We start from the raw sequence: 24091 nt of genomic DNA on the forward strand, positions 1-24091 counted from the left end.
CCAACATTCAATCCTCGACGACATCGATCAGCGCGGCGACCTTGTCGGATTCGATCTCGATCACCCACAGGTCGGGGTCGAAATTCTTTTCACGGCCAATCAGCTTGTCAGCCTCGGCACTGTCCACCTTATCAAGGCGGATTTCGAACAGCCGCCCATCGGGTTTGCGCTCGTCGAAAAAGCTTTGCGGCGCTGGCGCGTAGACCGTCTGCAATCCATCACGGAAACGCTGGCGGATGAAGATGGCACCGGCTTCGTGCGCCCCTTTGACTTCGATGGCCGCAAAATCGCCGGCAGAGAAAGCGCGGCGCACGAGTGCGGAGATGAACATTTCCGATGTTAAACGCATGAACGCCCTTTCTCTTTGAATTCAGATATTTGGCGCAATATGCGGCCAACCGCAATGCTGTCGGCGACAAAAGCTTTTCGGATACGGGGCACACTTGCAACGGTTGCTTTTAACCAAGAAAGCAACTCGCGTTTTACAGCCGTCCCCAGATGCCTATCATATCGAATGGTTGGGGATACAATCGATTCGTTATGAAGATTTACGCGTTTTTGTCGAATATTGTCGTTGCGCTCTGCATCGGCGCACTCTTCTTCGTCATGGTCTATGTCTTTGATACCAGGTGGCGGTTCATTCCCTATACCTTGGCCACCACCGCGACGCTTGGTGCCCTGTTGTTCGTGGTTTCGCGGCGCTTCTTTGCATCCAATTATGCCGCCGCGCTCATCATCTTCGGGTTGACGCTGGTATCCACAGCCAAGTTCCACTTCATCGGCTTTGCGCTGCATGCCTACGACTTCATCTTCAGCGGTACGGATGTCTGGAGCATGGTGTTCGTTGCCAAGGCCTTTCCGCTCTTGACCGCCGGAGCCGTCGTTGCACTTGTCCTGATCGTGTTTTTCATCATCGGATTTTTCCGCTATGAGCGCCCGGTCGGGATTCCAGCCGGGGTGCGTGCAATTCCGGTCTTTATCTTCGCGGCTGTGGCCTATTTTACCCATCCGATGCACAATCCGAGAGAGGCTGATTATCTGCCCTATATCGCCGGCTACAATGCCTCGGCCTTTCCGCTTTCCCTGCTCTATCTGCCCGACATGCTGCGCCCTGTGCCCCTTCAAAAAGCGACAGAGGATCTTGGTGCCGTCAGCCCCCTACCCGACAGCGTGCGTTGCAACGCCACGGGCAAAAATCCCGATATTTTCATGGTGTTGGCGGAAAGCCAGGCAACGCCTGAACTGTTTCCGGATATTCGCTTTCCCAAGGCTACCATCGACAGCTTTCGCTCCGGCGACGGTGTGTTGCGCTCGCTTTTTGTGGAAACGGTGGGTGCTGGTACCTGGATGACCAATTTTTCGGTTCTGTCTGGCCTTTCCACTCGCGAATTCGGATGGCGGGCAGCCTATGTGACGCAATTGATGGAAGGCCGTATCAAGGGTGCCTTGCCCGATATTCTCAGCCGCTGCGGCTATCGTACGGTGGTGCTCATTCCCTTCGCCTTCAACGCCCTCAATGAAGGCCGGTTTTTGAGCTCGATCGGCTTTCAGGAGGTCTACGACGCGGACGCAACAGGCATTGATCCATTAACAGCGGACGACGAGGCCTATTTCGACTTTGCCCGAAAACTGACCATCGAGCACCGCCGCAAAAACGGGGACCAACCGCTTTTCATTCACATCCAGACCATGTTCAGCCATCAGCCCTATGACACCATCCAGAGGCCCGACATCAAGCTTCAGGGCGATGGACCATTGGCGAAAAACACGATGGCCTCGGAATATGCGCGCCGCGTGATCATATCGCGCCGGGACTTCGACAGGTTTCACGACTGGGTTTCATCTGAACCCGGGCCACAGGGCAGCGTGCTTGTTGAATTCGGCGACCATCAGGCGACTGCAACCGAAGCACTGGTTCTCAAGGACAGAAACAAACAGGCGGTGCTCATCCAACCGCAATCCGACATCTACCGCACCTATTATTCGGTGCACGGCTACGGGCACGCGATCGACTATGACACGTTGCCCGAAACGCTCGATTCCGGCTTTCTCGCCGCAGACCTGCTTGCGGCCGCCGACCTGGTCAACTCACCGCAATTTGAGAACCTGAGTGCGCTGAGCAAGACCTGCCAGGGCCGGTTTTACAGTTGCATCAACCGGGATGCGGTTCAAAGCGATCTCAAGGCGCGCATCGACGGTGGATTGATTGTGGTCGAATAGTAAGACCTGATTTGGGCAGGTCAAAGCAGGTTTCTCGCCACCTGGACTTTATATCTTCACCGCCAGCCGCACCCCGCCCCAATGGCGGCCTTTGATGAAGATCGGTGCGGAAATATCCTTCATCATGACAAAGTTACCGCCGCCCATGTCACGGCGATAGGTCTGGACGAGGAAAGGATCGGTGTTGCGGCCGGCTGCGAGACCTGTGCGGTCGTCGAAGATGCGGCGGTTGCGGCAATTGGCCGTGTTCCACTCGACATCGCCTGGACGTTGCGGCTGGGAGAATTTGGCGTTGTGCACCGGCAGATAGCCGTTTTCGTCGACACAGGCGCAGAACACCACGGCAGGATCACTGCCAGCCACCGGCTCTTGAATATTCGGCAGCACGCTCTCGGCAAGGCTCAGATAGCGCGTCGACTTCTGCTCGGGCTGGGTGCCGGCAATTGCTTTGTAATCACGATCGAAGAGATCGTTAAGACCGATCCTGCCACCGTCGATTGCCTGTTCAAAGGCCGCCGATACGGAGGCTGCGACATCACAGACCTTGCCGATCCATTTGCTGTCGGGCGTCTCAACGCCGGTATTGGCGGTAACCTGGACAAGGTTTTCGGACAGTTTGACAAGGCCGTCCACCCGTTCGGCGGCGCCTTGAAGCTTGACATTGGAGCCGTTTATTTCCTCGGCGGTACGGTCGAGGTGCCCGACGAAATTGTTGCACCTGCCTTCCACTGCATTGGTGGTGTCCACCAGTTGGTGGGAGGAATCGAGGATGTGGGAAAAGGCCGTTTCCATTTCGCTGAATGAGCTTTGTGTCGCCAGCGCAATCGCCTTGACCTCTTCTGCCGAACGCGAAGCGCCCTCACCCGCCTGCATCAGGCGTTCGATCTTGGTGCGAATTTCCACCAGCGTTTTCTGAATAGTTTCAGTGGCTTTGGAGGTCTGCAGCGATAGCTCGCGAATTTCTGCGGCGACCACTGCAAAGCCCTTGCCCGCCTCCCCCGCACGGGCTGCTTCAATTGCCGCATTCAAGGCCAAAAGGTTGGTCTGGCGGGCAATGGTGCCGATTTCGCCGGCAAATTTGGTGACATTTTCCACTGAGCCTGAAAAGGCGGAAATCTCGGTTGCAATTTCGGCGTTTGCACCTGCCATCTCGTCGATCTGGGAGACTGCCTTTGAGAAACCTTCCGCAGTCTGGTTCAGCACGTCGCGCGCGCCGCCTGCCCGTTCATCCGTTTCGCGCAGCGAATTGGCAATCTCACGATTTGCCTTCGCAATTTCATGCGATACGCCGATCAGGTCTTCGAAGACATCGCCATGGCGGCGCGAGGCGGCAGCCACATCCTGGATTGCGCCCGCAATATCGGCGAGATCAATTCCCAGGCGCGACGCGTCAACGGCCAGGCGAACAACGGCGTCCTTCAAACGAATGACCTCAAGCGCCTTGAGCCGGTTAGCATCTTCGTCGGCCTCACTGGTGGACGCGCCTGCGTTCACGTCGTGATTGTACTGAACGGCAACCATTTCATCCTCCAATCTATCCGATTAGAATTGCGCTTTATGCTTAATATTAGATGAATCTTGTATAAGAATTCATGAACATAGAGGGGAATGTGCGCCTCACCTGACAAAAGGCAAGCCGCGCGAGGCCGCGACATCAAGGATCTGATCACCCGCTCCGGCGACGAAGTGACTTCTGGGGTAAAACTTGTGACACAGACCGGCGAGGCGCTGGAGCGCGTCAAGCTGCAGATCTAAGGTATCGACGATCACGTCAATTCGATTGCAAAATCGGCTCAGGAACAGTCCACCGGTCTGCGTGAGGTCAATACAGCCGTCGGCGAGATGGACCAGTCCACGCAGTAGAATGCGGCCATTGTGGAAGAAACCAGTGCAGCAACGAACCGGCTGTCTGCAGCGGCCGACGGACGTTTTTGACGTCCTTTTTTGCTAACACCGGCACAGCCCGGCGTTTTCTTGTTCGTCAGTTAAAGCGCGCCGATCTGCTTGAGCTTTTCCAGCACCAGTTCATCCGGCTTGCCGGTGACCGGCAGGCGATAATGCTTCTGGAAATGGCTGATGGCGGTTTGCGTCTGCGCACCGGCCACGCCATCGATGCTGATATCGGCATAAGCGAGATTGGAAAGGCCCTGCTGGATGCTTTTCACCAGTTCGGGATCGGCATTCACGACCGGCAGCGTTGGCGCTGCCGCTGGCTGTTTCTTTGTCTCAGGTGTTGCGGGTTTTGTCAGCACCACCGGGGTCGGTTCGGGTGCTGCGGCAACCGGCTTCTGCTCCGCCTGCGGCACATTGGCAGCGCGTTCCGGCCGCATGACAGGCACGGGTGGCGTCCAGTTGGCCTCGATCAAAGCGGCAACGCCATCGTCTGCGGCTGGTGGTTTGGCCGCAATCGCATTGGTGATTTCCGGCTGCGGTCGATCCGGCGGCACAACGGCAAATTCGGCATTGTCCGCTTTCAGCGCATTCAGGACCGAGATACTTGGTTCACCATTGGTTTCGATGCCACGCGTCTGCTGATAGAAGGTGATGGCAGCTTCCGTCTGCGGCCCCATCAGGCCATCGATCGTGCCATCATAAAGACCGCGACGGGTGAGGTTCTGCTGAATCTGGCGCACGAGTTCGGAGGCTTCGCCGGCTGCAGGCAAATTGCCTGCCAGCGTATCGTCCAGCACGATGATGTCGCCGACTGTCGATGGTTTTGTCGCGCGCACCGCGGTGGTGGTCGGCGCATCCTGTTTGGGTGCTTCATTCTGCCGCTCGATGCGGAAGGTCGTGACATTGTCTTCGTCTTCGGCAATGGCGGCAGCGCGGGCCACATAGGCGCTGAAGGCCGAGCGCGTGTCGAGCATGGGGTGGGGGTGTTTGGGCTGATACCAGAGCGCATTGGCAGCCACGAAGGAAAAGATGATGCCAAACACCATCGTTCCGCCCGAAACGCCGGGACGGCTCATGGCAAGGCTTGCGACCGCAGCAACGCCGGACATCAGCCAGCTGCGGCGCGCCCGCTTTTTATCAGGCGCTTTTCGCTTCGGCATTCTCGATTACCCCATTTTCCTCAATCGGCTTTGCGGCCCGCTGAAGGCGCGGCGGAAACTCGACCGCCCCATCGGCTGCATTCGCTTCGGCGAACGCATTGGCCCCTGAACCGTCCGCCGGCATTGTTACGGTGACCACGGTGCCGTGACCGAATTCGCTGTCGATCTTGAACACGCCGCCGTGCAGGGCAACCAATCCCTTGACGAGAGAAAGACCAAGGCCCGTACCCTCAAATTTGCGGGTATATTCGTTGTCCACCTGCATGAACGGTCGGCCCAGCAGTACGATCTTTTCGCGCGGAATACCGATGCCCGTATCGCTGACGACCAGCTCCAGATCATTGTCGCGCACGGCGATGTCGACACAAACGACCCCACCCACATCGGTGAACTTGATTGCGTTGCCCACCAGATTGATCAGAATCTGCTTGAGTGCGCCCGGGTCGGCAACGACCTCGCCGGCGTTTCTGGCAACACGGAAGGTCAAGGTCACCTTTTTCTGACGCGCCTGCAGCTCCAGCATGGCTTCGCAGGCCATTGCAATGTCTCGTATAGGGAAAGGCTCTACGTGCAGCGCATAGTGGCCGGCCTCAATCTTGCTCATATCCAGCATCGAATTGACAACGCCGAGAAGATGTTGGCCGGACTGGTTGATCAGCCCGACATATTCACGCTGCTGGTCGTTTTCCAGCTTGCCGAAATATTCACCGGCCAGGACGTCGGAGAAGCCCAGAATCGCATTCAGCGGCGTGCGCAGCTCGTGGCTGACGGCGGCCAGAAACCGCGCTTTCGCCTCATTGGCGCTTTCGGCTTCCTCGCGATAGCGGTCGGTTTCGGTGCGGCTTGCCACCATATCACGATTGTCGAGTGACTGTGCGGCAAAGCCGAGGAAAGCACCGTCGGCATCGCGCAGCGCGGTCATCATGACCTTGAGGCTCAGAAACTGCGTTTTGCTGCCGTCGAGAATCTGTGCCATGCGCAGTTCCACATCAGCCTGTTGGCCGCCCTGGCGCAGATCGTCGAGTGCACGGAAAAAGGCAATGCGGTCGGAAACATGAATATGGTCGATGAAGCCCTTGCCGGCCGGACTGTCGATTTTGGCCAGATAGGCTTCGCGGTCGCGGCCGGAAACGGCGGTCACGACACCGGCGGGATCGTGGATTGTCAGGAGACCTGGAATGAGGCGTCCGTCAAAACCGGATATATTGGCCGCCACCGGCGCCTCTGTCCTGGCAAGCGCTGCCTTGCGCATATTGTAAGATGCCAGCGAGGCGGCGAGCAGCGATGCGGCCAAGGCCGTGCCAACGCCAGCGGGCAGCGCCACGGCGGGCCCCAGAACCGGCAACAGTGCAAAGGGGAGCGTCAGCGAACCTGCGGCGCCGCTTAAGAGAATGTGGCGCAGCAGATGTTGCTCGCGCACATGCGCTGCCGGCTCACCATCGGACGGCAACCAGCCTGCAGCGATATTATCCGCCACCTGGGCCATTCTGCCGGCTATGTTTGCAATGACGCGCACGCTGTACTCAATACTCGATATTTCAACTGCCCCAAGAATCGCAGCCGGGGCTTAAGGAAAGGATAAAATTCACATTGCGATCACGGTCGAAAAGGGCGAATGGGCCGTTTTTTGCGACCTTTGGCAAACGTGGTTAACAGGGCGTAAGCACCTGTTTTCATTCAATTTGAGCATTCGCGTTAAGAATTTAGGCGGGTACGTGCGGCGCAATCGCCTGCCCTGCAAGGCCGCAGTCGTCACAATGATTAACGCCGATTGCTAAAATACGACGCAAATTCCCGTTTCGCCGGGATTGATTGCATTTTAGATAAATTTGTCTCGAAACCGAGCAATCATTCTAATCGGCTTTTTGCATGCCCGTCGTAGATTCGCCTTCAACAAGCCCAAAACGGGCAGCAACAATTCCGGCACAAGACCGGATGGAAATAACGGGTTGAAGCAATGCGGTTTCTGATCAAGACAGCGTTCTGGTTTGCAGTCGTTCTGGTGTTCCTGCCATTTTTCGATGACGATGCCGATAAGGCGCTGGAAAATGCGCCGCAGGTCGAGACCATGGATGCGGTGCTGGCCGCAGCCGGTGCCATCAATTACATGACGAAGATCTGCGCCGACCGGCCTGCCGTTTGCGAAAAGGGCGGCGAAGCGCTGAATGCGCTCGGCTACCGCGCCAAGGAGGGCGCGCGTGTTGCCTACAAGCTGATCGATGAGAACCTCGGTGACACAACGGTGACACAGGTGAAGGACGCTGCCGTTGCGGCTGTTGCCAAGACGAGCGCTGACCCCATCACCACAGCCACCGTTATCCCTATTCCGACCGCGCGTCCCGATCCTTCCAACTGAAGACAACCGCCATTCCCTGCCTGAACTCGCATTTTGCGACCGCCGTGAAGCTCGTCTTCACGGCGTTTTTCTTGTCCAATCGTTTTCAATTTCTGCCGATCCTCTCTATATAGGGGTCAACGAGAACAGCCGGACGGAACCATGACGCCGATTGAACAGATTATTGATGACTTTGCCTTTCTCGATGAGTGGGAAGACCGCTACCGCTATATTATCGAGCTCGGCAAGGACCTGCCCGACATGGACGAAGCGTTGAAAACGCCGGAAAGCAAGGTTCAGGGCTGTGCAAGCCAGGTGTGGCTGGTATCGCATGCCGAGGATGTCAGCGATCCGGTGATTACCTTTCAGGGCGACAGCGACGCGCATATCGTGCGCGGACTGGTGGCGATCGTGCTTGCGATCTATTCCGGCCACAAGGCGTCCGAAATCGCCGAGACGGATGCACAGGATGTGTTCGGCAAGATCGGGCTGATGGAGCATCTGTCCGCCCAGCGCGCCAATGGGCTGCGCTTGATGATCCGCCGCATCAAGGACGAAGCGGCGGCATTTGCGTAAAACGGCAGAGTCATGCCCTCACAGGCTGGGACGGAAACCGTCTTCGCCCCAATGCCGCATGGGCGTGTTGCGCTTTGGCGGCTGGTAGTGGCGATCAAGGGCGAGAAGCGCTGCCCGCAGCATGAGCTTGGCCGAGCGGGCCGGCCATTGCCGTTCACGCTCCACGGTTTCCAATCCTTTCATGAAACAGCACACGTCAAGGGCAACGCCTGACAATTCCGGACCCAGCGCATCAAGGGCGCGGTTCACGCGCATGCGGGCAGCCATGGCGCTGTCGGAAAGCGCCTCCATGCCGCCACGTGCGCCCTTCGTTTTGGAGGAAAGACGCGGTTCATAGGTCTGTGTGACACGCGGCTGAAGCTGGCCGCGGGTGAAATCGGCATGCAGGCGCTCACCCGCCGAGAGCGCTTCCGGCGGCAGGAAGGCTGAGCCCGTCTTGTCCTTCAACCGTGCCAGACTGGAAAGCGGGGAGTGTTCCAGATTGACACGAACGGGACGTTCTTCCTCCTCTTCCCGCAGCAGGGTCGTCGCCAGTTCGCCGTGCTGGGCAACGAACCCTTCGTCCGGGGCGGCCAGATAGCGTTTCAAATGCGCGCGCCCCTCACTGGTGGCAACGACCTTGCCCGCCACCTGGCGCAGCAAGCCGGACTGAGCAGCCTGTCTGAGAAGGCTTGCGGCGATGACGATCTTTCCATCTGCATTTTGTAACGTCAGTGCAGATTGAGCTGAGGACGGCTCGGCAATAGCCAGTGGCGATTTCAGAGCAAGACGAAGCAGCGACGCCAGTGCCTTGCCATTGCGGGCGGTTCCGAGCTCAGACATCATGGCAGGCCCCCTGCCCGATGGCTGTTGCGGAAACCACAATGCGCTCCAGTGTGGCGACAAACTCGTCGTAGAGGCGGTCGTCGCGACGGTCTTCCACCACGCCGCAGGCATGCGCAACCGTTGAGCGGTCGCGTCCGAAGCCGAGGCCGATATCGGTCAGTGTCATGCCGAGCGCGACATGGCAGACATACATGGCGATCTGGCGTGTGTGGCAACGGCGGCGGCGATCGATCGTTTTACCTGGGGTCGCGCCACCGGCCAGCCGGATCATTTCATCGGTCAAGAGCTGCACGGCGTCACACGCAGGCTGCACCCTGAGCTTGATGCGATGGGCCGTGGCCGCATCCATCGCTTCATCAGATGCACCCGTCCGCCAGGCCTGGCGCTTGCGTGCCTCGCCCCTGAACTGCTCTTCACCAGGGACGACAGTGTTTTTCGGGACATCGAATGGAGGCGACGCCGGTTCGTTATGAAAATGCATGAATGACTCCTTATGATAGGAATTAATTCATACACGCCTAAGGAAATGCGGGGATGAAATAAAGCGCTTCGCCACAACCCAGCATTGTTTTTGCTGCATTTTCCGTGAAAAGACGGAATTTTTCTAGGATTTTTTTCCTCGTTTTCGAAGCATCTCTCCGGATGCGCGAAAGCGGGCCGCGCAATCCGCAGCCCGCTTTTTTATTCTCAATGCGTGCGTTTAATACGCGCGAAGGTTTATTTTCCGCGTTTGCGACGCTGACCGAGCCCCATTTCCTTTGCCAGGCGGGACCGTGCTTCGGCATAGGCGGGCGCGACCATGGGGTAATCCACAGCCAAATCCCACTTTTCGCGATACTCTTCCGGCGTCAGACCGTGATGGGTCATCAGATGACGCTTCAGTGACTTGAACGAGCCGCCGCATTCAAGACACGTGATCTGATCATCCTGCACCGACCGGCGCACAGAAACGGCTGGTTTCGGCTTTTCCGCAGCAGCAACGACAGCCGTAGGGTTTGCCGTGCCAATCAGAGCGGCGTGTACATCGGAAATCAGCTTCGGAATATCCACGGCGGGGACCATGTGGTTTCCTACATAAGCTGCAACAATATCTGCGGTAAGTTCTACCAAAAGGTTGCCATCAGCCTTTTCAGGCGTATCCATCATTTTCTTATTCTCCTCGTCTTAAACTACCAATTCGCATCTCGTTCCTATTAATACTTACAAATATCGCTTAAAAAAGGCGGGGCGATCCATAAGCAATTTCTTCGATGGGAACTGGTCTTCCGACAGTGAAAATATATCTATATTTTATTCGATATACGTCCACCAATGCTCTGCTTGACCTTTTCAAATCAACAAACAAAGGAAGCAATACTGACCTACCACCGGCACCCGAAAAGTCCAGTAGAAATGTTCTAGATTGTTCAATTTGTTTGATTTGGTTTCTTTTTTGTATGCGCCAAATCGTCTTCAGCGAGATCGTCCCGTACCGTCACCGCGGCCATTTCACAGCCAGCCCGGTGGGCTGCGCGCGCCAAGAGATGCGACGAAACGGGCGCTGTGAGAATGAAGAAAACAAAAGCGGCGATGGCGCGGGCAAAAATGGCGGGATCCTGCGATTCCAGCCCTGTGGCCAGAAGCAGAAGGCCCGAGCCCACAGTGCCGGCTTTGGCCGCAGCATGCATGCGGGTATAGACATCCGGCAGGCGAATGATGCCAAAGGCTGCAACAAGCGCGAAAAGCGCGCCAACCACCAGCAAAACAGCCGCTGCGATTTCGAGCAGAAACTCTATCATAGCTGTGCCTTTCTGCGACTGGGGCCTTTCTTGACAGGCCCTTTGACCCGTGCACCACGGGTGACCACAAAGCGTGCGAGCGCCACTGTGGCCAGGAAGCCCACGAGGCTCAGCGCGATGGCGATATCGATATAGAGATGGTAGCCGGTCTTGGTGGCCATGACCGCGATGAACCCGATGGCAATCGCCACCAGCATGTCGAGTGCCACCACCCGGTCGGCGAGCGTTGGTCCCAAAATGACACGGATCACGCTGATGAGAAAGGCGAGCGTGAGCGTCACAAGCGCGAAATTCGTCGCGTAATCGACGATGACCAGGGCATCAATCATCGGAATGCCTCCAAAATCTTGCGCTCGAAACCGTTCTGAATATCGCGAATGGCCGCCTCCTTGTCCGAGCAGTCGATGGCATGGACATAGAGGAAACGCCCGTCATCGGATACGTCAACGGAAAACGTGCCCGGTGTGAGCGTAATCATGTTGGCCAGAAGCGTGATTTCGAAATCGCGGTCGACGGTGAGCGGGAATGCAAAGATGCCCGGCTTCAGGTTCATGGTCGGCGACAGCACAAGTGTAGCCACTTTCCAGGCCGACAGCGCCAGTTCCTTCATGAACAACAGAAACAGTGACAATATCCTGCGCGCCCGGAAGAGATAGCCGGTGCCGCCCGTCTGCTCACGCAGGAGATAAAGGGCAATCGCCGAGAGCACGAAACCGAATGCGAGGTTCAGCAGCGTGAAAGACCCGCTGACGGCTGCCCAGAGAAGGGCGAAAATGACGTTGATGACAAAGATCATCATTGCTCGGGCGCTCCTTCAGGAAAAACGGACTGGATGTAGGCTGCCGGATTGAGCACGCCTTCTGCGGCCTTGTCGGTCAACGCCATCAGGCCATTCGGCAGGACGCCAAAACCGGTGATGACAACCACAAGGGCGGCCACGGCAATCATGGCGGATGTGTCCATTTTCGCCGGCAAGGTTTCGCCCGCCTGCCCTGCCAGACCCGGTCGCCACCATGCAAGCGCGAAGAAACGGCCAAGCGTGATGGTGGTGAGAAAGCCGGTCAGCAAGATGGTGCCGGCCAGCCACCAATCCTGGCTTTCGAATGAGGCCTTGACCAGCATGACCTTGGGCCAGAAGCCGGAAAAGGGCGGTAGCCCGGCAATGGAGAAAAAGATCGCCAGAGCAAAGACCGCCGACAGCGGGCTCTTGCCATAAAGGCCGCCCATCCAGGACAGTTCATGGGTGCCGCTCAGCTTGTTTGCGACGCCGCCGAGCAGGTAAATCGCCAGCATGGCAATCATTGAGTGCAGCGCGTAGAAGACGGCACCGGACAAGGCGTCCTGCGTGCCAAGCGCAATACCGGCAAGCATGACGCCAATGCCCGATATCACCAGATAACCGAACATGCGCCGCGCGTCGTTTTGCGCCAGAGCGCCAAGCACGCCGACAATCATGGTCGAGGCCGCCACGAGCTCCAATACGAAACCCAGTTCGCGGTGGCCGGCGGGCAGGAGCATGATCAGCGTGCGGATGAGTGCATAGACACCCACCTTGGTGAGCAGGCCGGCAAAGACGCCGGCGACGGCCACGCGCGGCGTGTGATAGGATGCGGGCAGCCAGAAATTGACCGGGAAAGCCGCAGCCTTCATGGCGAAAGCCAAAAGATAAAGGCTGGCCAGCGTCATCAGCGGTGCTGCGTCCGTCATTTCTTTCGAGCGGACCGCAATATCGGCCATGTTGAGCGTGCCGAAGATCGAATAGAGATAGCCGGTCGCAATCAGAAACAGCGTCGTGCCCATCAGATTGAGGATGGCATATTTCATCGCGCCGTCGATCTGCTCGTGTTCGGAGCCCAGGATCAACAGGCCGAAGGATGCAATCAGCAGCACCTCAAACCAGACATACAAGTTGAAGATATCGCCGGTGAGAAAGGCGCCGGTCACACCGGCCATCATCAACAGAAGAAAGGGGTAGAAGCCATAGCGGCGGCTGGAACTATCCACTTCCTTCAGCGCATAGATGCCGGCGGCAAGCGCTGCGATGGCGCCGGCAAAGGCAAACAGCGCGCCCATGATATCGACAGTGAAGGCAATGCCGAATGGTGGCAGCCAGCGTCCCATCGTCATGGTGATGGGTCCATTATCAACGACGACCTTCAAGAGAAGCCCGGTCATGAGAACAAGCCCGCCAAGCCCAGGCAAGGCGATCAGCGGCTGCCGGTCGGTGCTCTTGCGCAAGGCAATCAACACCGCGCCAAACATGATGCACCACGCGATCGGCAGAATGATGAGCCAATGGGAGGGCTCGACCGGCTCCATGACCAGTGCCTTGGCAAGTTCGGCTTCGGGAAGGCTCGTTGCGGCTGCCATATGTTACCTGTTACCTCTTGTTCAATAGCCGAGCGGCGGAAGCGGCTGGTCTTCCGGCTCTGCAAGCCGCATTTCGTCGGTGTTGTCGGTGTTCAGGTCCTGATAGGCGCGGTAGGCCAGAACCAGAAGGAAGGCGAAGAAGGAAAACGAAATCACGATCGCGGTGAGAATGAGGGCCTGCGGCAGCGGGTTTGCCGCGCCCGCACCCAGGATATCGCCAGCGGGGGGAATGATCGGCGGCACTTCCTTGGTGATGCGGCCAGATGCAAAAAGCAAAAGGTTGACGGCATTGCCCATGATGGCCACGCCGAGCAGGATGCGGATCGTGTGCTTGGACAGCATCAGATAGATCGCGAAGGCGAAAAAGATGCCGACAACGACAGCAAAGACGGCTTCCATTACAGATCCTCCCTTTCTTCCAGGGCGAGCGCAATCGAGGTGATCGAGCCGGTGACAACCAGATAGACCCCGATGTCGAACAGGAGTGGCGTGGACAGAGCGACTTCGGTGCCGAAAAATTTCGGAAATACCCACAGCGCGGTCATGAAAGGTACCTCAAAGGGGATCGACATGAGACCGGCGAAACCTGCAAAGAACAGCCCGGCTGCCGAAATGGCCATGGGGTGAAACCACAGTGCGCGGCGCACCGCGGCCACACCGCCGGCAATGCCCTGAATGGCGAATGCGGAGGCGGCAATCAGCCCGCCGATAAAGCCGCCACCCGGCATATTGTGGCCGCGCAGCAGCACGAAAACGGAAAACAGCACCATGAGCGCGGTCAGATAGGGTGCCATCGTTCTGAAGATCAGCGTGTTCATGAACGTCCCCTTATTGCGTTTCCGGTGCGGCTTCGGCCGGGTTGTCTTTCAATGGCGGCTTGGCGCTTGGCACCCGAATGCGGATGAGCGCCAGGATGGCAAGACCCGTGACGACGACAACGGCGATTTCGCCGAGCGTATCGGTTGCACGGAAGTCCACGATAATGACGTTCACCACGTTGTGGCCGTGGGCGATTACCTTGGAATAGGCGTTGAAGAATTCGGTGAGCATCGTGTTGAACGGCACCTGGGTGGATTTCAGCAGCATCGCACCGAAACCGAGGCCGCAGGCAGCGCCAATGGAGGCGTCCATGATGCGGTGCACTGCCGGGCGGTGGTCCGTCGGCTGCAGGTTCAGCCGGGTCATGACCAGGGCCAGGATGACCACAGACAGCGTTTCCACCATGAACTGGGTGAACGAGAGGTCCGGCGCACCATAGAGCATGAAGATGACGGCGACGGCAAAACCCTGAATGCCGAGCGACACGATGGCGGTGAGCCTGCCCTTTGCAAGTGCCACGGCAAAGAGGCCGATGATGGCGATGGCAAAGATCATCACCTCGTGGAACATCATGCTCGGCCATGCCGGCATGTCAGGCCACTCGCCGTAGACGGTCATCGGCACAAGCAGGATCGCGGCAACAAAGACAAAGCTGAGGGTGACGTAAATTTCCAGCTTGCCGGGCTGCAGGGTGAGCGTCACGCGATGGGAAAGCCGCACCACGCCGCGCATGAACTGGTCAAACCCTTTATCGGGCCCCCAGCCGATGGCCGTCAGCGTGTTATCGGCCAGCGTGCGCAGCCGGTCGGCGGCCAGGTACATGACAATGCCGATTGCCACCGTGATGATGGACAAAAGGAACGGCAGGGAAATATGCGGGATTGCCGAAATTTCCAGCGTGACAGGCGCACCGACAATGGCAGAAGACATCGGAGAGGAAAACAGGGTGTGGAAGGTGCCTGAGAAGATGCCAGCCAGCACGCCCGCAACGGCGAGAACAACTGGGCCAAGCCACAGCATCAGCGGCGCTTCGTGAACCGTGTGCGACTTGTCGCCGTGATCGGAGCCCGCGGCCGTATCTTCCTCATGCTCGCTTGAATGGGCGTGATGCGGACCCGGCACCACGCAGGGCTCGCCGATGAATGGGCGTAGCGCAACACCGAATGCGAGCGCGAACATCATGGCATTGCCGGCAATCGCAACCACGGTGAAGACAATATCCCAAGTGTCGCCGTGGGCGAGCGCATAATAGATCTCTTCCTTTGCCAGGAAGCCCACGAAGGGTGGCAGCCCCCCCATGGAGAGCGCCGCAAGCATGGCCGCGGCAAAGGTGATCGGCATGAATTTGCCAAGTCCGCTCAAACGGGTCACATCGCGTGTGCCAGCTTCGTGGTCCACGCCGCCCGCGACCATGAAGAGCGAACCTTTGAAGAGCGAGTGGGCGATGAGATAGAGAACGGCAGCTTCCACTGCGCCTTCTGCGCCAAAGCCGGTCATCATCACCAGCAGGCCAAGCGAGGCGACGGTTGTGTAAGCAAGCGTCAGCTTCAAATCGGTCTGACGCAAGCCGATGAAGGTTCCAATCAGCAGCGTCAGCCCGCCGAAGACCGGCAGGACTGTTTCCCACACCCCCGTATCGCCGAAGACGGGATTGAGGCGCATGATCAGAAACACGCCGGCCTTGACCATGGTGGCCGAGTGCAGGAAGGCGGAAACCGGCGTTGGCGCTTCCATGGCGTTGGGAAGCCAGAAGTGGAACGGGAACTGTGCGGATTTGGTGAAGGCGCCACCCAGAACGAGAATGAGGGCTGCCAGATAATAAGGGCTTTCGCGCATCATGTCGCCGCTTGCAAGCAGCGCCGAAAGCGAGGAAATGCCGGTGACATGCCAGATGAGCAAAAGGCCTGCCAGCAGGAAAAGACCGCCGCCACCGGTGACAACCAGTGCCTGAAGTGCGGCGCGGCGCGATGCCTCGCGCTTATGGTCAAAGCCGATCAGCAGGAAGGACGTGATCGATGTCAATTCCCAATAGATGAAGAGCATGAGGAAGCTGTCGGAAACGACAATGCCCAGCATTGCGCCCATGAACATCAAGAGGAAAGAAAGAAAGCGCCCCTGCTGTGGGTGGCCCTTCAGATAGCCGCCCGAATAAATCACAATGAGCGTTCCAATGCCGCTGATCAGCAGCAGGAAGGTCAGCGAAAGGCCGTCGATGATCCAGGAATAGGTGACATCGAATTGCGGCACCCAGGCAAAGCCGCCCTGGATGACGTCGCCATTGGAAACGGCTGGAATATAACGGGCGAAATAGATGAAGATGGCTGCCGGAGCCAGAGCCAGCGGCCAGGCCGCATTCTGAGCGAGCGCCCGCGTCAATGGCGGTGCGACAAGGGCGGCAACAAAAGGCAGGACGAGCATCAAAAATGTCATGGCCGTGACATCCATCGTCATGCCTGTTTCCCTCTATTGTTATCTTTGTGGCCACGCGCTTCGCCAAAGCCTCTCTCCAGATAGGATAAAGAATCCCAATCCTCAAGGCCTAAGCGGACAGCGCGGCATTTTGGCAAGGTTTTTCAAGGTTCTTTTTCAGCCTTTGCCAGTAAAGCAGATGTGAAGAGCATGCCTTATTGAAGGGGTGGTCAAGGACGCCTATCTTCAGGAAACAAAAAGCCGGAGAGAAAAATGGCAGAAAAAATCGTACCCGTGGTGACCAAGAGTGACGATGAATGGCGCGCGCTGCTGACGCCCGAACAATATCAGGTGACACGGCTGGCCGGCACCGAACGGCCTTTCACCGGCCCTTATTGGGACACGTTCAAGCCGGGCATGTATTCGTGTGTGTGCTGCGGCAATCCGCTGTTTCTATCGGACACCAAATTCGATGCGGGCTGCGGCTGGCCGAGCTTTTTCAAGGCCGTCTCACCCGATGCGATCAATGAATATGAAGACCGGTCGCATTTCATGGTTCGTACCGAGATCCGTTGCGCGAAATGCGATGCGCATCTGGGTCATGTCTTTCCCGATGGACCGCCGCCCACGGGATTGCGCTACTGCCTGAACGGCACGGCTATGAAATTTGAGGCAGTGGAAGCTGCAGGCTGATGGCGGTAAACACCGCTGCATAATGCACGGCTGCGGCACTGACCACAAAGCCGTGCCAGATGGCGTTCTGAAAGCGGAGTTTTTCCCAAACGTGGAAAATGACGCCGAGTGAATAGATCACACCGCCGACGATGATCAGCACCATGGTCGGCGTTGCCAGCCGGTCCCACAGCGGACCGGCGGCAAGAACACCGCACCAGCCCATGGCCAGATAAAGCGCAATCGCTGCGCGGTCGAAACGACCCGGAAAGAAGAACTTCAACAAAATGCCGCCAATGGCGCTCGTCCAGATGAAGACCAGCAGCGCGATCAAGCGCCAGTCGTCGGCAGCGCGCATGAGAAAGGGCGTATAGGTTGCGGCAATCAGTATGAAGATCGCAGAGTGATCGAACCGGCGCAGGATCCACTTGGTTTGCGATACAGGCCAGATATTGTAGGTAAACGAAATTGACAGCGCACCGACCAGACCGATGCCATAGATCCAGGCGGCTGCAACATCGCCGGCGGAACCCCACACAAATGCGTAGAAAATCAATGCCGTCACGCCAATCAGCGCGGCGACAATGCCGATCCCGTGAACGATGCCATCGGCAATGATCTCATGCCGGTCGTAATTCCATCTGAAATGCGTGAACTTCTTATAATCCATAATCGATCGCTGCTGGTAACGCCTACCCGTCTAGAATGATTTGCAGGGTTAAAAGTTTTATGAAGCGTAGCAAGCAGAATCGGAAAAAGCGGCCAAAATCGGGATCACATTTCGTTTCTCCGCTGTAACGGGGCAAAACGCTATAAAAAAAGCCGGGCGAGTCCCCACACGCCCGGCTCTGGCCGTCGCTTTTTCAGCGCCAGCCGCCTATCCGGCCTTTCCCTGCCGGATAAGTGTTCTTAGCTTCCGCTCATGCAGTCCCTGCACAGGGCTGCGTGTGGCACGGCGTCAAGCCGCTCGGCGGAAATTTCGTTGCCACAGCGCACACAGGTGCCATAGGTACCATCTTCAATGCGCTTGAGGGCAGCCTCAATGGCCTTCAGTTCGGTCTGGCCCTGCACGCCGAGACCTTCGAGAACCTCGTCATTTTCGCGTTCGGTGGCGCGTTCTTCGCTATCGGGGTTGGGCGTCTGATCGAGATCGGTCTCGATCTTGTGCAAACGCTTGTCCAGTTCGGCATGGCGGGCCTTCAGTTTGTTTTCGTAGACTGCAATATTGTCCATTGGCAGCTCCTCTCCTTTGTCCCCTGTCGGGGGTTATTTTCAGCGATCCACGAGCACCGAAATCTTGGCGTGACGCACCACGCGGTCGGCTGTGGAACCCAAGAGATAGTTGGATAAATCCGGGCAATGGGAGGCAACGATCACCAGGTCGGCTTCGTTTTCTGCAGCGGATGCGAGAATGTTGCGCGCGGGCGCTCCCACACGAACTTCAACGCGGGCAGAGGGAAAAAGTTCCGCACGCATGGCTTTCAGCGCGTCCACCGCATTGGTGCGGGTCTTTTCGACAACGTCTGCAGGAAGATCGATCGCCAGATAGCCGGGCACGTCCTCGACCACGTTCAACAGGACGATTTCGCCGCCTTCATCCAGAAGTTCAACGGCCTTCCGGGCGATCTTTCTGCCCTTTTCCTCCTGGCTGAGATCAACGGGAACAATAATCTTCTTGTACATCGTGCTTCCTCTTTCGCCGTGATTGAGAGAGCCCCTTGCCTGTTCAATCCAGCGCCTTTCCTTGCTCTCAAACTCGCGCTTCCTGCAGGGCCCTGCATTGATTGAAATCAAGTTCAGTAAAGCGACAACGGTCTCGCGCGCGCGGAAGGATAATTGCAATCTGCCCAAAATTGGCCGATGAACGGATCGAACAAATGTTGCTATAAACGGCGGCGGTTGGGCGATATGGGCGATCGCGCGCTGAGCACTTGCAGATCATCGGGGTCAAATATGAGACTTATTCTTTCCTTCGCTTTTTCAGTGCTTCTCCTTGGCGCGCTGTCCTCCTGCCAATCCATGACCAAGGAGGAATGTCAGATCGCTGACTGGCAGGTGGTTGGCGAGAACGATGGCTCTGCGGGTTACGATCCGCAGGACCGCTTTGCCCAGCACGTGAAAGCCTGCGCGCGAATCGGCATTGCACCGGACCAGACCGTGTGGCGGCAAGGCTATGACCGCGGGTTGGTGAATTACTGCACCCCAATGAGCGGACTTGCCGCCGGACAGGCCGGAAAGAGCTATGCCAATGTCTGCCCGCCGGAAACGTCTGAAGGCTTCCTGCGCGGTTACACGCTTGGCCGGGCATCCTATTCCAAGGGCCGCGATATCGACAGCAATCAAAACCGCATCAGTTTCCTCAGGTCTGACATATCCCGGCTGCAGGCCGCCGAAAGCGCCGAAACGGACAATGGGAAGAAACTCACCTACCGCGATCAGATCCATGACAAGGAGCTGCAGATCCGCGATCTGGAGCGGCGGATTGACAATCTGCGCTACGAACAAGGCCAGATCGACCGCGACATCGACTGGTTCCGCAACGATCCGAACCAGAGGCTTCCAGGCCGCTACTATTGACGACAATCCGGGAGGTGGAAGTGAAAGCAATCCTATATGCTGCCGCACTGGGCCTTTGCGCCAGTGTGACAACAACGGCCGCACAGGCCAGTCAGACCCGGAGTTTCGACTGCGGCGACAGGCGTGCGGGCCTCAACCTCTCGGTGACGCTGTCTTCTGATTCGGAACAAAGCGTCTTTCAAAGCGATAGCGGCACGGTTTCGCTGAAGCGCAATCAGGACGGCGTGTGGGACGATCCCACGGGTGTCGAAGCGGTGCAGTTCTTTCCGCCCGAATTCGGGCGCGATATCATGGGCGATCCGCCACCGGTTCTGATGCTGAGCAGCGAGCAATTCTCCTGCAGGCAGGTGGCCGACGCGGGCGCAAAAACTGCCCCGCCACGGATTGGTGCGGAAACCAATACGCCCGGCGCTTCGCTGGGCGGAAAATTGCGCGCCGGACCGGGTTTGAATTATCGGCAGGTGGGAAGTGCTGCGGCCAATACACCGCTCATGATCCTGCGCAATACCGGCGTGAGCATGGATGGTTACGACTGGTTTGAAGTGCAGTTGCGCAACGGCACGCGCGGCTTTCAATGGGGCGGCATCATGTGTTCGGATGGCGGTTTTATCGGTGGCATCTACACCGCCTGCCCAACCGTTTCCGGCAGCAGACGTGACGGTCCCGGCTGGATGGCGTTTTCCATCGGTGCCAACGGTCAAATCGGACATGGGGCAGATATGGCCCGCGAGCAGGCAGAAATGCGCTCAATGCAGTTTTGCGGCGACGCCTCCTGCCGGGTGACCAATGTAACACAGGAAGCCTGTCAGGCTGTTGCCAGCGTCGGAAACAGTTATTGGTATGGCGCAGGCCAAAGCAAAAATGCAGCCGAGATGCAGGCCCGCAGCCATTGTCAGGCGGGGTCTAACGGCGGCACTTGCACAATCGGCTACTCCTACTGCCGCAACTGAGAGGCCCACATAAAAAGGGCGACCTAGGCCGCCCTTTTTCAATCTTCATGTTTCAGGCGATTGGCAATCAGTTGCTCGCCTTGCCACCCTTCATGTCACCCATCTTCATGTTGTCGTGCTTCATCTCGCCACCGGCAGCCGGGCCGACCGAGAATTCCACATCCACATCGCCTGCCTTTTCGAAATGCAGCGTGCCCTTGATCATCTCGCCTTCCTTGAACTGGTGCTTGATGTTCATGAACATGACATGCAGGCCGCCGGGCTTCAGCTCGGTGACTTCACCGGCAGGCAGCGGAATGCCGTCAGCCAGCTGACGCATTTTCATGACGTCGTTTTCCATGGTCATTTCATGAAGCTGCACATCGTCGGACACATCCGGTGCGGTGACGGAGACGAGCCGGTCGTCGCTCGTGCCATTGTTGGAAATGGTCATGAAACCGCCGCCGACCTTGGCGCCCGGCACCGTGGCGCGAACATTGGGGTGGATGATCTCAAGATCGCCGACCTTGAATTCGTGGGCGAAAGACGGTGCGACGGCAAAGGCGGCAAGAGCAGCGGCAGCGGCGATTTTGGCAAAAATGTTCATATGGAGTGTCCTCTCAAATTGTTTATCTGATGGTCGTCGGCTCCGGGCTGCCGCTCTTCCTTCGGGCGGGTTTTCCGTGCCTCTGACCAGCGGAACCGCATCCAGCGACCGGTCCGCATGTGTTGTTTTGGGTTCAGATTTAAGAGAGGAAAGCGGGTGGCGCCCGCGGGCCGCTGCCCGGTCTGTAAAGATGGCGCGACACAGGCGCAATTTGCACCGGCAGAAGACGTGCGCCAGCCAGAAGCACACGCGCGCCGGTTTCCTGTTCAGGGGGCATGAACGGATGCGCATGAAGCGCGCCCATCGTGTCGCTGCCCAGCCGGACGATCTTGCCACCACCCGAACCGTCGGGAATGGTGATGCACAGATCAGGAAGACTGCCGTCGGGAAGAACGTAAAGTGCAAGCTCGGCAGCCGGAACCACGCGGTTCCCGGCCTGTGCCACCTGGGCAAAACCAATGGACAGGAGCGCCAGCGCGCAAATGATGCGCAGCGTCAGTCCCAGTTTTCTGCCAAATTGTTTCATGCTCTTCCATCAAGGCCGTTCGTGAGAGCGCCATTCGACCTGATTGAATCAGGTCGGCACTCTCACCGCTTATTTATAAAGCATAATTTTATCGATCCTCGTTTCACTCCGGTCGAATTATGCTTTAGAACTGGTAGACAAGTGTCGTTTCACGGTCAATGCGGCAACTTGGCCGTGCTCATTTTTCCACGTCAAGAAGATGCTCGTATCGGCGATCCGTCAGCGTTTTGAGGAACGCGACCAATGCGTCGATGCGCTGATCACCCAAAGCGGGACCGTCCTGCAACTCCTTCATGGCAATGTTATCGGCCACCTCCGGCGCAGCCCAAGGCTTGCCGGTTTCCGGATCGATCTGCCGGCTTTTGCGGATGCTGTTATATTTGTTGTAAAAGAGGATGACAGTGCGCAGATCCTTGAAGACACCGTTGTGCATGTAAGGTCCGGTGACGGCGACATTGCGCAGGGTGGGCACACGAAACTTGCCACGCTCTGCTGCCGCGTCTGCGCCCTGCAACACGCCGCCAAGGCCCGGGTCTGCCTCAGTCGCAGCCAGATCAGGATTGGCAGGCACGCCGATGTTGAAATAGCGGTGGTTGGAAAAGACCGAATCCTGCAATCCCCGTTCGCCTTTCAACGCATGGCAGACATTGCAATTGGTGAATTGGGTGGAGGCAAATAGCACGCGGCCCAATTCCTCCTGATCCGTGAGCTTTTCCTCACCGCGCAAGTAGCGGTCATATTTGGAATCGAAGGTGGAAAATTCAGCGCTCCGTTCAAACGCGGCGATGGCCTTAGCCATGGCTGCAAAGGCCGCATCAGTGTCATCGAAGATAGCGTCCCCGAAAGCTGCTTTCAGGCCGTCCACATAATAGTCATTCTCCTTCAGACGCTCAACGACAGCCGCCTTGTCGGGCATGCCCATTTCAGCCGGGTTCAACGGGGGACCGCCCGCCTGATCTTCAAGACCGCTATGAGCGCGGCCATCGAGAAACAGGCCACCGATCCAGTTGCCCACGGCGTCTTTTCCAAAGGGCGGCACATGCGCGGCATAGGCTGCAGTCGGGGCATTGCGGCTGCCGAGCGAATGGCCATCATCGCCAAGCGATACCGCCCTGCCCGGCGCGCCGTCACGGGGATCGGCAAAACCCATATCCGGCGCATGGCAGGTGGCGCAGGCCTGCGTCCGGTTTTTGGAAAGATTGACGTCATTGAACAGCATCTGTCCGAGCACGGCGATATTGTCTTCGCCATTGTCGGCCTCCTCGCCGGCGACCGGCGCTGCCAAGGCGATTGCGAGACACACGAACGAGACAGACACTGTTTTTTTCATACGAACAAACCCAATCCTTTCCGCAGGTCCGCTGACATGCGTTTTGATCTATACATAGCGCCGATGACACATTTATCTTTGAGATAGCGCAAACCGGCCGGGGGCAGTTTAACCTTTGCCGGCCAGCTTCAATTCCGCTTTCAGCCAATCCCGGAAGAGATTGACCGATTTGGGCAGGCGTTTGCCCTGGGGAGTCACGAAATAAGTGGCCCATCCGGATTTGACGCGCACATGGAAGGGCTCGACCACCTGGCCGTTGTCCAGCGCGTATTGCGCAAGAATATCCCAGGTCAGCGCCACGCCCTGCCCGCTGATGGCTGCATCGAGACAGAGTGAGGCATTGGAAAAGCTCGGGCCGCGCCTTAGCGGCAGGTCGGCAATGCCGGCGGGCTCCATCCAGGTTTCCCAGCCGAAGTGCCAATTGTCGTCAACGAGGACCGGCACGCGGGCAAGGTCTGCCGGTGTTTTCAAGGTTTTAGCGAGTGCCGGCGCGCAAACGGGAAAGATATCCTGCTCGAAAAGCAGGTCCGCATCGACGCCCGGCCAGCCACCTGGACCGTAGCGGATGGCCGCATCGATATCGCTGCCGGTAAAGGAGACCAGCCCGTCGACTGCATCAAAGCGCAAGCGGATGCCGGGGTTTTTCTCCAGAAAATCCGGCAGGCGGTGGACCAGCCAGCGGGCGGCGAAAATGGGGGCAATCGAGACCGTGAGGATATCGTCGTCGCGGTGGCGGGCCATGGCGGTGGCTGATGCCAGCATGTCGAATGCGTCCGTCATGCGTTGCAGTGCCGGCACCACCGTATCAAGCGGCTTGAGGCCCTTGGGCGTGCGCTCGAAAAGCGGCTGGCCCAATTGCGATTCCGTGCGGATGATCTGCTGGCTGACCGCGCCGGGAGACACGCCCAGCGCATCGGCGGCCGCCTGCAGCGAGCCCAGCCGGTAGACCGTTTCAACGGCACGCAGGCCATTCAGATGTATGCGGTTCAGTTCGCTCATATAGATTTTCTATATCAGATGAGAGGCAATCTCAATTGAATGGAAGGGGAATTCCTTTGTATCTCC

26 protein-coding genes and 2 pseudogenes are annotated in these 24091 nt (G+C 57.8%); 7 read left to right on the forward strand and 21 right to left on the reverse strand.

Annotation, left to right across the window (positions count from 1 at the left end; genetic code table 11):
* Window positions 1–7: 7 nt before the first annotated feature.
* Window positions 8–349 (reverse strand): DUF1491 family protein, encoded by a 342-nt coding sequence (locus tag NHF56_RS10870; protein ID WP_252804209.1) that lies wholly within the window; start codon window positions 347–349, stop codon window positions 8–10.
* 191 nt (window positions 350–540) lie between these two features.
* On the opposite strand from NHF56_RS10870, the gene NHF56_RS10875 reads away from it, so the two are divergent.
* Complete coding sequence (locus NHF56_RS10875) at window positions 541–2220, forward strand: sulfatase-like hydrolase/transferase (RefSeq protein WP_252804211.1); 1680 nt, start codon at window positions 541–543, stop codon at window positions 2218–2220.
* A gap of 48 nt (window positions 2221–2268) precedes the next feature.
* Here the strand turns inward: NHF56_RS10875 and NHF56_RS10880 are convergent.
* Window positions 2269–3285 (reverse strand): annotated as a pseudogene (locus tag NHF56_RS10880) (methyl-accepting chemotaxis protein); the annotation flags it as partial.
* Window positions 3286–3846: 561 nt separating this feature from the next.
* Between NHF56_RS10880 and NHF56_RS10885 the strand changes: the two are divergent.
* Window positions 3847–4146, forward strand: a pseudogene (locus NHF56_RS10885) (methyl-accepting chemotaxis protein); the annotation flags it as partial.
* Window positions 4147–4205: 59 nt separating this feature from the next.
* On the opposite strand, the gene NHF56_RS10890 reads toward NHF56_RS10885, so the two are convergent.
* Window positions 4206–5273: a peptidoglycan-binding protein gene (locus NHF56_RS10890; RefSeq protein ID WP_252804215.1), complete on the reverse strand. Its 1068-nt coding sequence runs from the start codon at window positions 5271–5273 to the stop codon at window positions 4206–4208.
* Window positions 5251–6759: a HAMP domain-containing sensor histidine kinase gene (locus NHF56_RS10895; RefSeq protein WP_252804968.1), complete on the reverse strand. Its 1509-nt coding sequence runs from the start codon at window positions 6757–6759 to the stop codon at window positions 5251–5253. The genes NHF56_RS10890 and NHF56_RS10895 overlap by 23 nt, the downstream gene beginning before the upstream one ends.
* Window positions 6760–7230: 471 nt before the next feature.
* Here NHF56_RS10895 and NHF56_RS10900 point away from each other — a divergent pair, with 471 nt between their 5' ends.
* The gene (locus NHF56_RS10900; protein ID WP_252804217.1) at window positions 7231–7629 is read left to right on the forward strand and encodes a DUF5330 domain-containing protein; all 399 of its coding nucleotides are present in this window, start codon (window positions 7231–7233) and stop codon (window positions 7627–7629) included.
* A 141-nt stretch (window positions 7630–7770) separates the two neighbouring features.
* Window positions 7771–8184 carry a SufE family protein gene (locus tag NHF56_RS10905; RefSeq protein WP_252804219.1) on the forward strand — a complete coding sequence of 138 codons (414 nt, stop codon included), beginning with the start codon at window positions 7771–7773 and terminating at the stop codon, window positions 8182–8184.
* Window positions 8185–8202: 18 nt separating this feature from the next.
* Here the strand turns inward: NHF56_RS10905 and NHF56_RS10910 are convergent, their stop codons facing one another.
* The 10 genes from NHF56_RS10910 to mbhE all read right to left on the reverse strand — a co-directional run bounded on the left by NHF56_RS10910 (window position 8203) and on the right by mbhE (window position 16427).
* Window positions 8203–9009 (reverse strand): DUF6456 domain-containing protein, encoded by an 807-nt coding sequence (locus tag NHF56_RS10910; RefSeq protein WP_252804221.1) that lies wholly within the window; start codon window positions 9007–9009, stop codon window positions 8203–8205.
* On the reverse strand, window positions 8999–9490 hold the full coding sequence (locus NHF56_RS10915) for a helix-turn-helix domain-containing protein (RefSeq protein WP_252804223.1): 492 nt from the start codon (window positions 9488–9490) through the stop codon (window positions 8999–9001). Before NHF56_RS10915 ends, NHF56_RS10910 begins: the two co-directional genes overlap by 11 nt.
* 236 nt (window positions 9491–9726) lie before the next feature.
* Window positions 9727–10152 carry a MucR family transcriptional regulator gene (locus NHF56_RS10920; protein ID WP_373456297.1) on the reverse strand — a complete coding sequence of 142 codons (426 nt, stop codon included), beginning with the start codon at window positions 10150–10152 and terminating at the stop codon, window positions 9727–9729.
* Between the two features lie 263 nt (window positions 10153–10415).
* Window positions 10416–10787, reverse strand: a complete 372-nt coding sequence (gene mnhG / locus NHF56_RS10925; protein WP_252804227.1) for a monovalent cation/H(+) antiporter subunit G — start codon at window positions 10785–10787, stop codon at window positions 10416–10418.
* On the reverse strand, window positions 10784–11116 hold the full coding sequence (locus NHF56_RS10930; protein ID WP_252804229.1) for a cation:proton antiporter: 333 nt from the start codon (window positions 11114–11116) through the stop codon (window positions 10784–10786). Before NHF56_RS10930 ends, mnhG begins: the two co-directional genes overlap by 4 nt.
* On the reverse strand, window positions 11113–11586 hold the full coding sequence (locus NHF56_RS10935) for a Na+/H+ antiporter subunit E (protein WP_252804231.1): 474 nt from the start codon (window positions 11584–11586) through the stop codon (window positions 11113–11115). The genes NHF56_RS10930 and NHF56_RS10935 overlap by 4 nt, the downstream gene beginning before the upstream one ends.
* On the reverse strand, window positions 11583–13157 hold the full coding sequence (locus NHF56_RS10940) for a Na+/H+ antiporter subunit D (protein WP_252804233.1): 1575 nt from the start codon (window positions 13155–13157) through the stop codon (window positions 11583–11585). Before NHF56_RS10940 ends, NHF56_RS10935 begins: the two co-directional genes overlap by 4 nt.
* Window positions 13158–13178: 21 nt before the next feature.
* Entirely contained in the window at window positions 13179–13556 is a 378-nt protein-coding gene (locus tag NHF56_RS10945; RefSeq protein WP_252804235.1) for a Na+/H+ antiporter subunit C, read from the reverse strand.
* Window positions 13556–13975 carry a Na(+)/H(+) antiporter subunit B gene (locus NHF56_RS10950; protein WP_252804236.1) on the reverse strand — a complete coding sequence of 140 codons (420 nt, stop codon included), beginning with the start codon at window positions 13973–13975 and terminating at the stop codon, window positions 13556–13558. The genes NHF56_RS10945 and NHF56_RS10950 overlap by 1 nt, the downstream gene beginning before the upstream one ends.
* Window positions 13976–13985: 10 nt before the next feature.
* A complete protein-coding gene (gene mbhE, locus NHF56_RS10955; RefSeq protein ID WP_252804238.1) occupies window positions 13986–16427 on the reverse strand; it encodes a hydrogen gas-evolving membrane-bound hydrogenase subunit E in 2442 nt (813 codons plus the stop codon).
* A gap of 231 nt (window positions 16428–16658) precedes the next feature.
* Between mbhE and msrB the strand changes: the two genes are divergently transcribed.
* Window positions 16659–17078, forward strand: coding sequence for a peptide-methionine (R)-S-oxide reductase MsrB (gene msrB, locus NHF56_RS10960; protein ID WP_252804240.1), 420 nt, complete (start codon window positions 16659–16661; stop codon window positions 17076–17078).
* On the opposite strand, the gene NHF56_RS10965 is transcribed toward msrB, so the two are convergent.
* The 3 genes from NHF56_RS10965 to NHF56_RS10975 form a co-directional block, all read right to left on the reverse strand.
* Window positions 17044–17727, reverse strand: coding sequence for a hemolysin III family protein (locus tag NHF56_RS10965; RefSeq protein ID WP_252804242.1), 684 nt, complete (start codon window positions 17725–17727; stop codon window positions 17044–17046). The two genes, msrB and NHF56_RS10965, sit on opposite strands and share 35 nt — an antisense overlap.
* 239 nt (window positions 17728–17966) lie before the next feature.
* Complete coding sequence (locus tag NHF56_RS10970) at window positions 17967–18290, reverse strand: TraR/DksA family transcriptional regulator (RefSeq protein WP_252804244.1); 324 nt, start codon at window positions 18288–18290, stop codon at window positions 17967–17969.
* Window positions 18291–18329: 39 nt separating this feature from the next.
* The gene (locus tag NHF56_RS10975; protein WP_252804246.1) at window positions 18330–18740 is read right to left on the reverse strand and encodes a universal stress protein; all 411 of its coding nucleotides are present in this window, start codon (window positions 18738–18740) and stop codon (window positions 18330–18332) included.
* A 270-nt stretch (window positions 18741–19010) separates the two neighbouring features.
* Here NHF56_RS10975 and NHF56_RS10980 point away from each other — a divergent pair, with 270 nt between their 5' ends.
* Window positions 19011–19634 (forward strand): DUF2799 domain-containing protein, encoded by a 624-nt coding sequence (locus NHF56_RS10980; RefSeq protein ID WP_252804248.1) that lies wholly within the window; start codon window positions 19011–19013, stop codon window positions 19632–19634.
* Window positions 19635–19654: 20 nt separating this feature from the next.
* Window positions 19655–20584 carry a DUF4189 domain-containing protein gene (locus tag NHF56_RS21025; RefSeq protein WP_252804250.1) on the forward strand — a complete coding sequence of 310 codons (930 nt, stop codon included), beginning with the start codon at window positions 19655–19657 and terminating at the stop codon, window positions 20582–20584.
* A gap of 67 nt (window positions 20585–20651) precedes the next feature.
* On the opposite strand, the gene NHF56_RS10990 is transcribed toward NHF56_RS21025, so the two are convergent.
* The 4 genes from NHF56_RS10990 to NHF56_RS11005 all read right to left on the reverse strand — a co-directional run bounded on the left by NHF56_RS10990 (window position 20652) and on the right by NHF56_RS11005 (window position 24025).
* On the reverse strand, window positions 20652–21170 hold the full coding sequence (locus tag NHF56_RS10990) for a copper chaperone PCu(A)C (RefSeq protein ID WP_252804252.1): 519 nt from the start codon (window positions 21168–21170) through the stop codon (window positions 20652–20654).
* A gap of 139 nt (window positions 21171–21309) precedes the next feature.
* Window positions 21310–21696, reverse strand: a complete 387-nt coding sequence (locus NHF56_RS10995; protein ID WP_252804254.1) for a hypothetical protein — start codon at window positions 21694–21696, stop codon at window positions 21310–21312.
* 178 nt (window positions 21697–21874) lie between these two features.
* Window positions 21875–23026, reverse strand: coding sequence for a cytochrome-c peroxidase (locus NHF56_RS11000; RefSeq protein ID WP_252804255.1), 1152 nt, complete (start codon window positions 23024–23026; stop codon window positions 21875–21877).
* A 108-nt stretch (window positions 23027–23134) separates the two neighbouring features.
* The gene (locus NHF56_RS11005) at window positions 23135–24025 is read right to left on the reverse strand and encodes a LysR substrate-binding domain-containing protein (protein WP_252804256.1); all 891 of its coding nucleotides are present in this window, start codon (window positions 24023–24025) and stop codon (window positions 23135–23137) included.
* Window positions 24026–24091: the final 66 nt, after the last annotated feature.

The organism is Rhizobium sp. L1K21 (assembly GCF_024055895.1).
In the GTDB taxonomy this organism is placed as follows: domain Bacteria; phylum Pseudomonadota; class Alphaproteobacteria; order Rhizobiales; family Rhizobiaceae; genus Ensifer_A.

Bases quoted from the DNA above. Each gene is read 5' to 3' on its own strand.
- NHF56_RS10950 (WP_252804236.1), bottom strand. From the start codon at position 13,975: ATGAACACGCTGATCTTCAGAACGATGGCACCCTATCTGACCGCGCTC.
- NHF56_RS10990 (WP_252804252.1), bottom strand. From the start codon at position 21,170: ATGAACATTTTTGCCAAAATCGCCGCTGCCGCTGCTCTTGCCGCCTTT.
- NHF56_RS10900 (WP_252804217.1), top strand. From the start codon at position 7,231: ATGCGGTTTCTGATCAAGACAGCGTTCTGGTTTGCAGTCGTTCTGGTG.
- NHF56_RS10905 (WP_252804219.1), top strand. From the start codon at position 7,771: ATGACGCCGATTGAACAGATTATTGATGACTTTGCCTTTCTCGATGAG.
- NHF56_RS10935 (WP_252804231.1), bottom strand. From the start codon at position 11,586: ATGATGATCTTTGTCATCAACGTCATTTTCGCCCTTCTCTGGGCAGCC.
- msrB (WP_252804240.1), top strand. From the start codon at position 16,659: ATGGCAGAAAAAATCGTACCCGTGGTGACCAAGAGTGACGATGAATGG.
- NHF56_RS10920 (WP_373456297.1), bottom strand. From the start codon at position 10,152: ATGGATACGCCTGAAAAGGCTGATGGCAACCTTTTGGTAGAACTTACC.
- NHF56_RS10970 (WP_252804244.1), bottom strand. From the start codon at position 18,290: ATGGACAATATTGCAGTCTACGAAAACAAACTGAAGGCCCGCCATGCC.
- NHF56_RS10875 (WP_252804211.1), top strand. From the start codon at position 541: ATGAAGATTTACGCGTTTTTGTCGAATATTGTCGTTGCGCTCTGCATC.
- NHF56_RS10910 (WP_252804221.1), bottom strand. From the start codon at position 9,009: ATGATGTCTGAGCTCGGAACCGCCCGCAATGGCAAGGCACTGGCGTCG.
- NHF56_RS10980 (WP_252804248.1), top strand. From the start codon at position 19,011: ATGAGACTTATTCTTTCCTTCGCTTTTTCAGTGCTTCTCCTTGGCGCG.
- NHF56_RS10945 (WP_252804235.1), bottom strand. From the start codon at position 13,556: ATGGAAGCCGTCTTTGCTGTCGTTGTCGGCATCTTTTTCGCCTTCGCG.
- NHF56_RS11005 (WP_252804256.1), bottom strand. From the start codon at position 24,025: ATGAGCGAACTGAACCGCATACATCTGAATGGCCTGCGTGCCGTTGAA.
- NHF56_RS10915 (WP_252804223.1), bottom strand. From the start codon at position 9,490: ATGCATTTTCATAACGAACCGGCGTCGCCTCCATTCGATGTCCCGAAA.
- NHF56_RS10995 (WP_252804254.1), bottom strand. From the start codon at position 21,696: ATGAAACAATTTGGCAGAAAACTGGGACTGACGCTGCGCATCATTTGC.
- NHF56_RS11000 (WP_252804255.1), bottom strand. From the start codon at position 23,026: ATGAAAAAAACAGTGTCTGTCTCGTTCGTGTGTCTCGCAATCGCCTTG.
- mnhG (WP_252804227.1), bottom strand. From the start codon at position 10,787: ATGATAGAGTTTCTGCTCGAAATCGCAGCGGCTGTTTTGCTGGTGGTT.
- mbhE (WP_252804238.1), bottom strand. From the start codon at position 16,427: ATGACGATGGATGTCACGGCCATGACATTTTTGATGCTCGTCCTGCCT.
- NHF56_RS10895 (WP_252804968.1), bottom strand. From the start codon at position 6,759: ATGGCCCAGGTGGCGGATAATATCGCTGCAGGCTGGTTGCCGTCCGAT.
- NHF56_RS10890 (WP_252804215.1), bottom strand. From the start codon at position 5,273: ATGCCGAAGCGAAAAGCGCCTGATAAAAAGCGGGCGCGCCGCAGCTGG.
- NHF56_RS10870 (WP_252804209.1), bottom strand. From the start codon at position 349: ATGCGTTTAACATCGGAAATGTTCATCTCCGCACTCGTGCGCCGCGCT.
- NHF56_RS10975 (WP_252804246.1), bottom strand. From the start codon at position 18,740: ATGTACAAGAAGATTATTGTTCCCGTTGATCTCAGCCAGGAGGAAAAG.
- NHF56_RS10965 (WP_252804242.1), bottom strand. From the start codon at position 17,727: ATGGATTATAAGAAGTTCACGCATTTCAGATGGAATTACGACCGGCAT.
- NHF56_RS10930 (WP_252804229.1), bottom strand. From the start codon at position 11,116: ATGATTGATGCCCTGGTCATCGTCGATTACGCGACGAATTTCGCGCTT.
- NHF56_RS10940 (WP_252804233.1), bottom strand. From the start codon at position 13,157: ATGGCAGCCGCAACGAGCCTTCCCGAAGCCGAACTTGCCAAGGCACTG.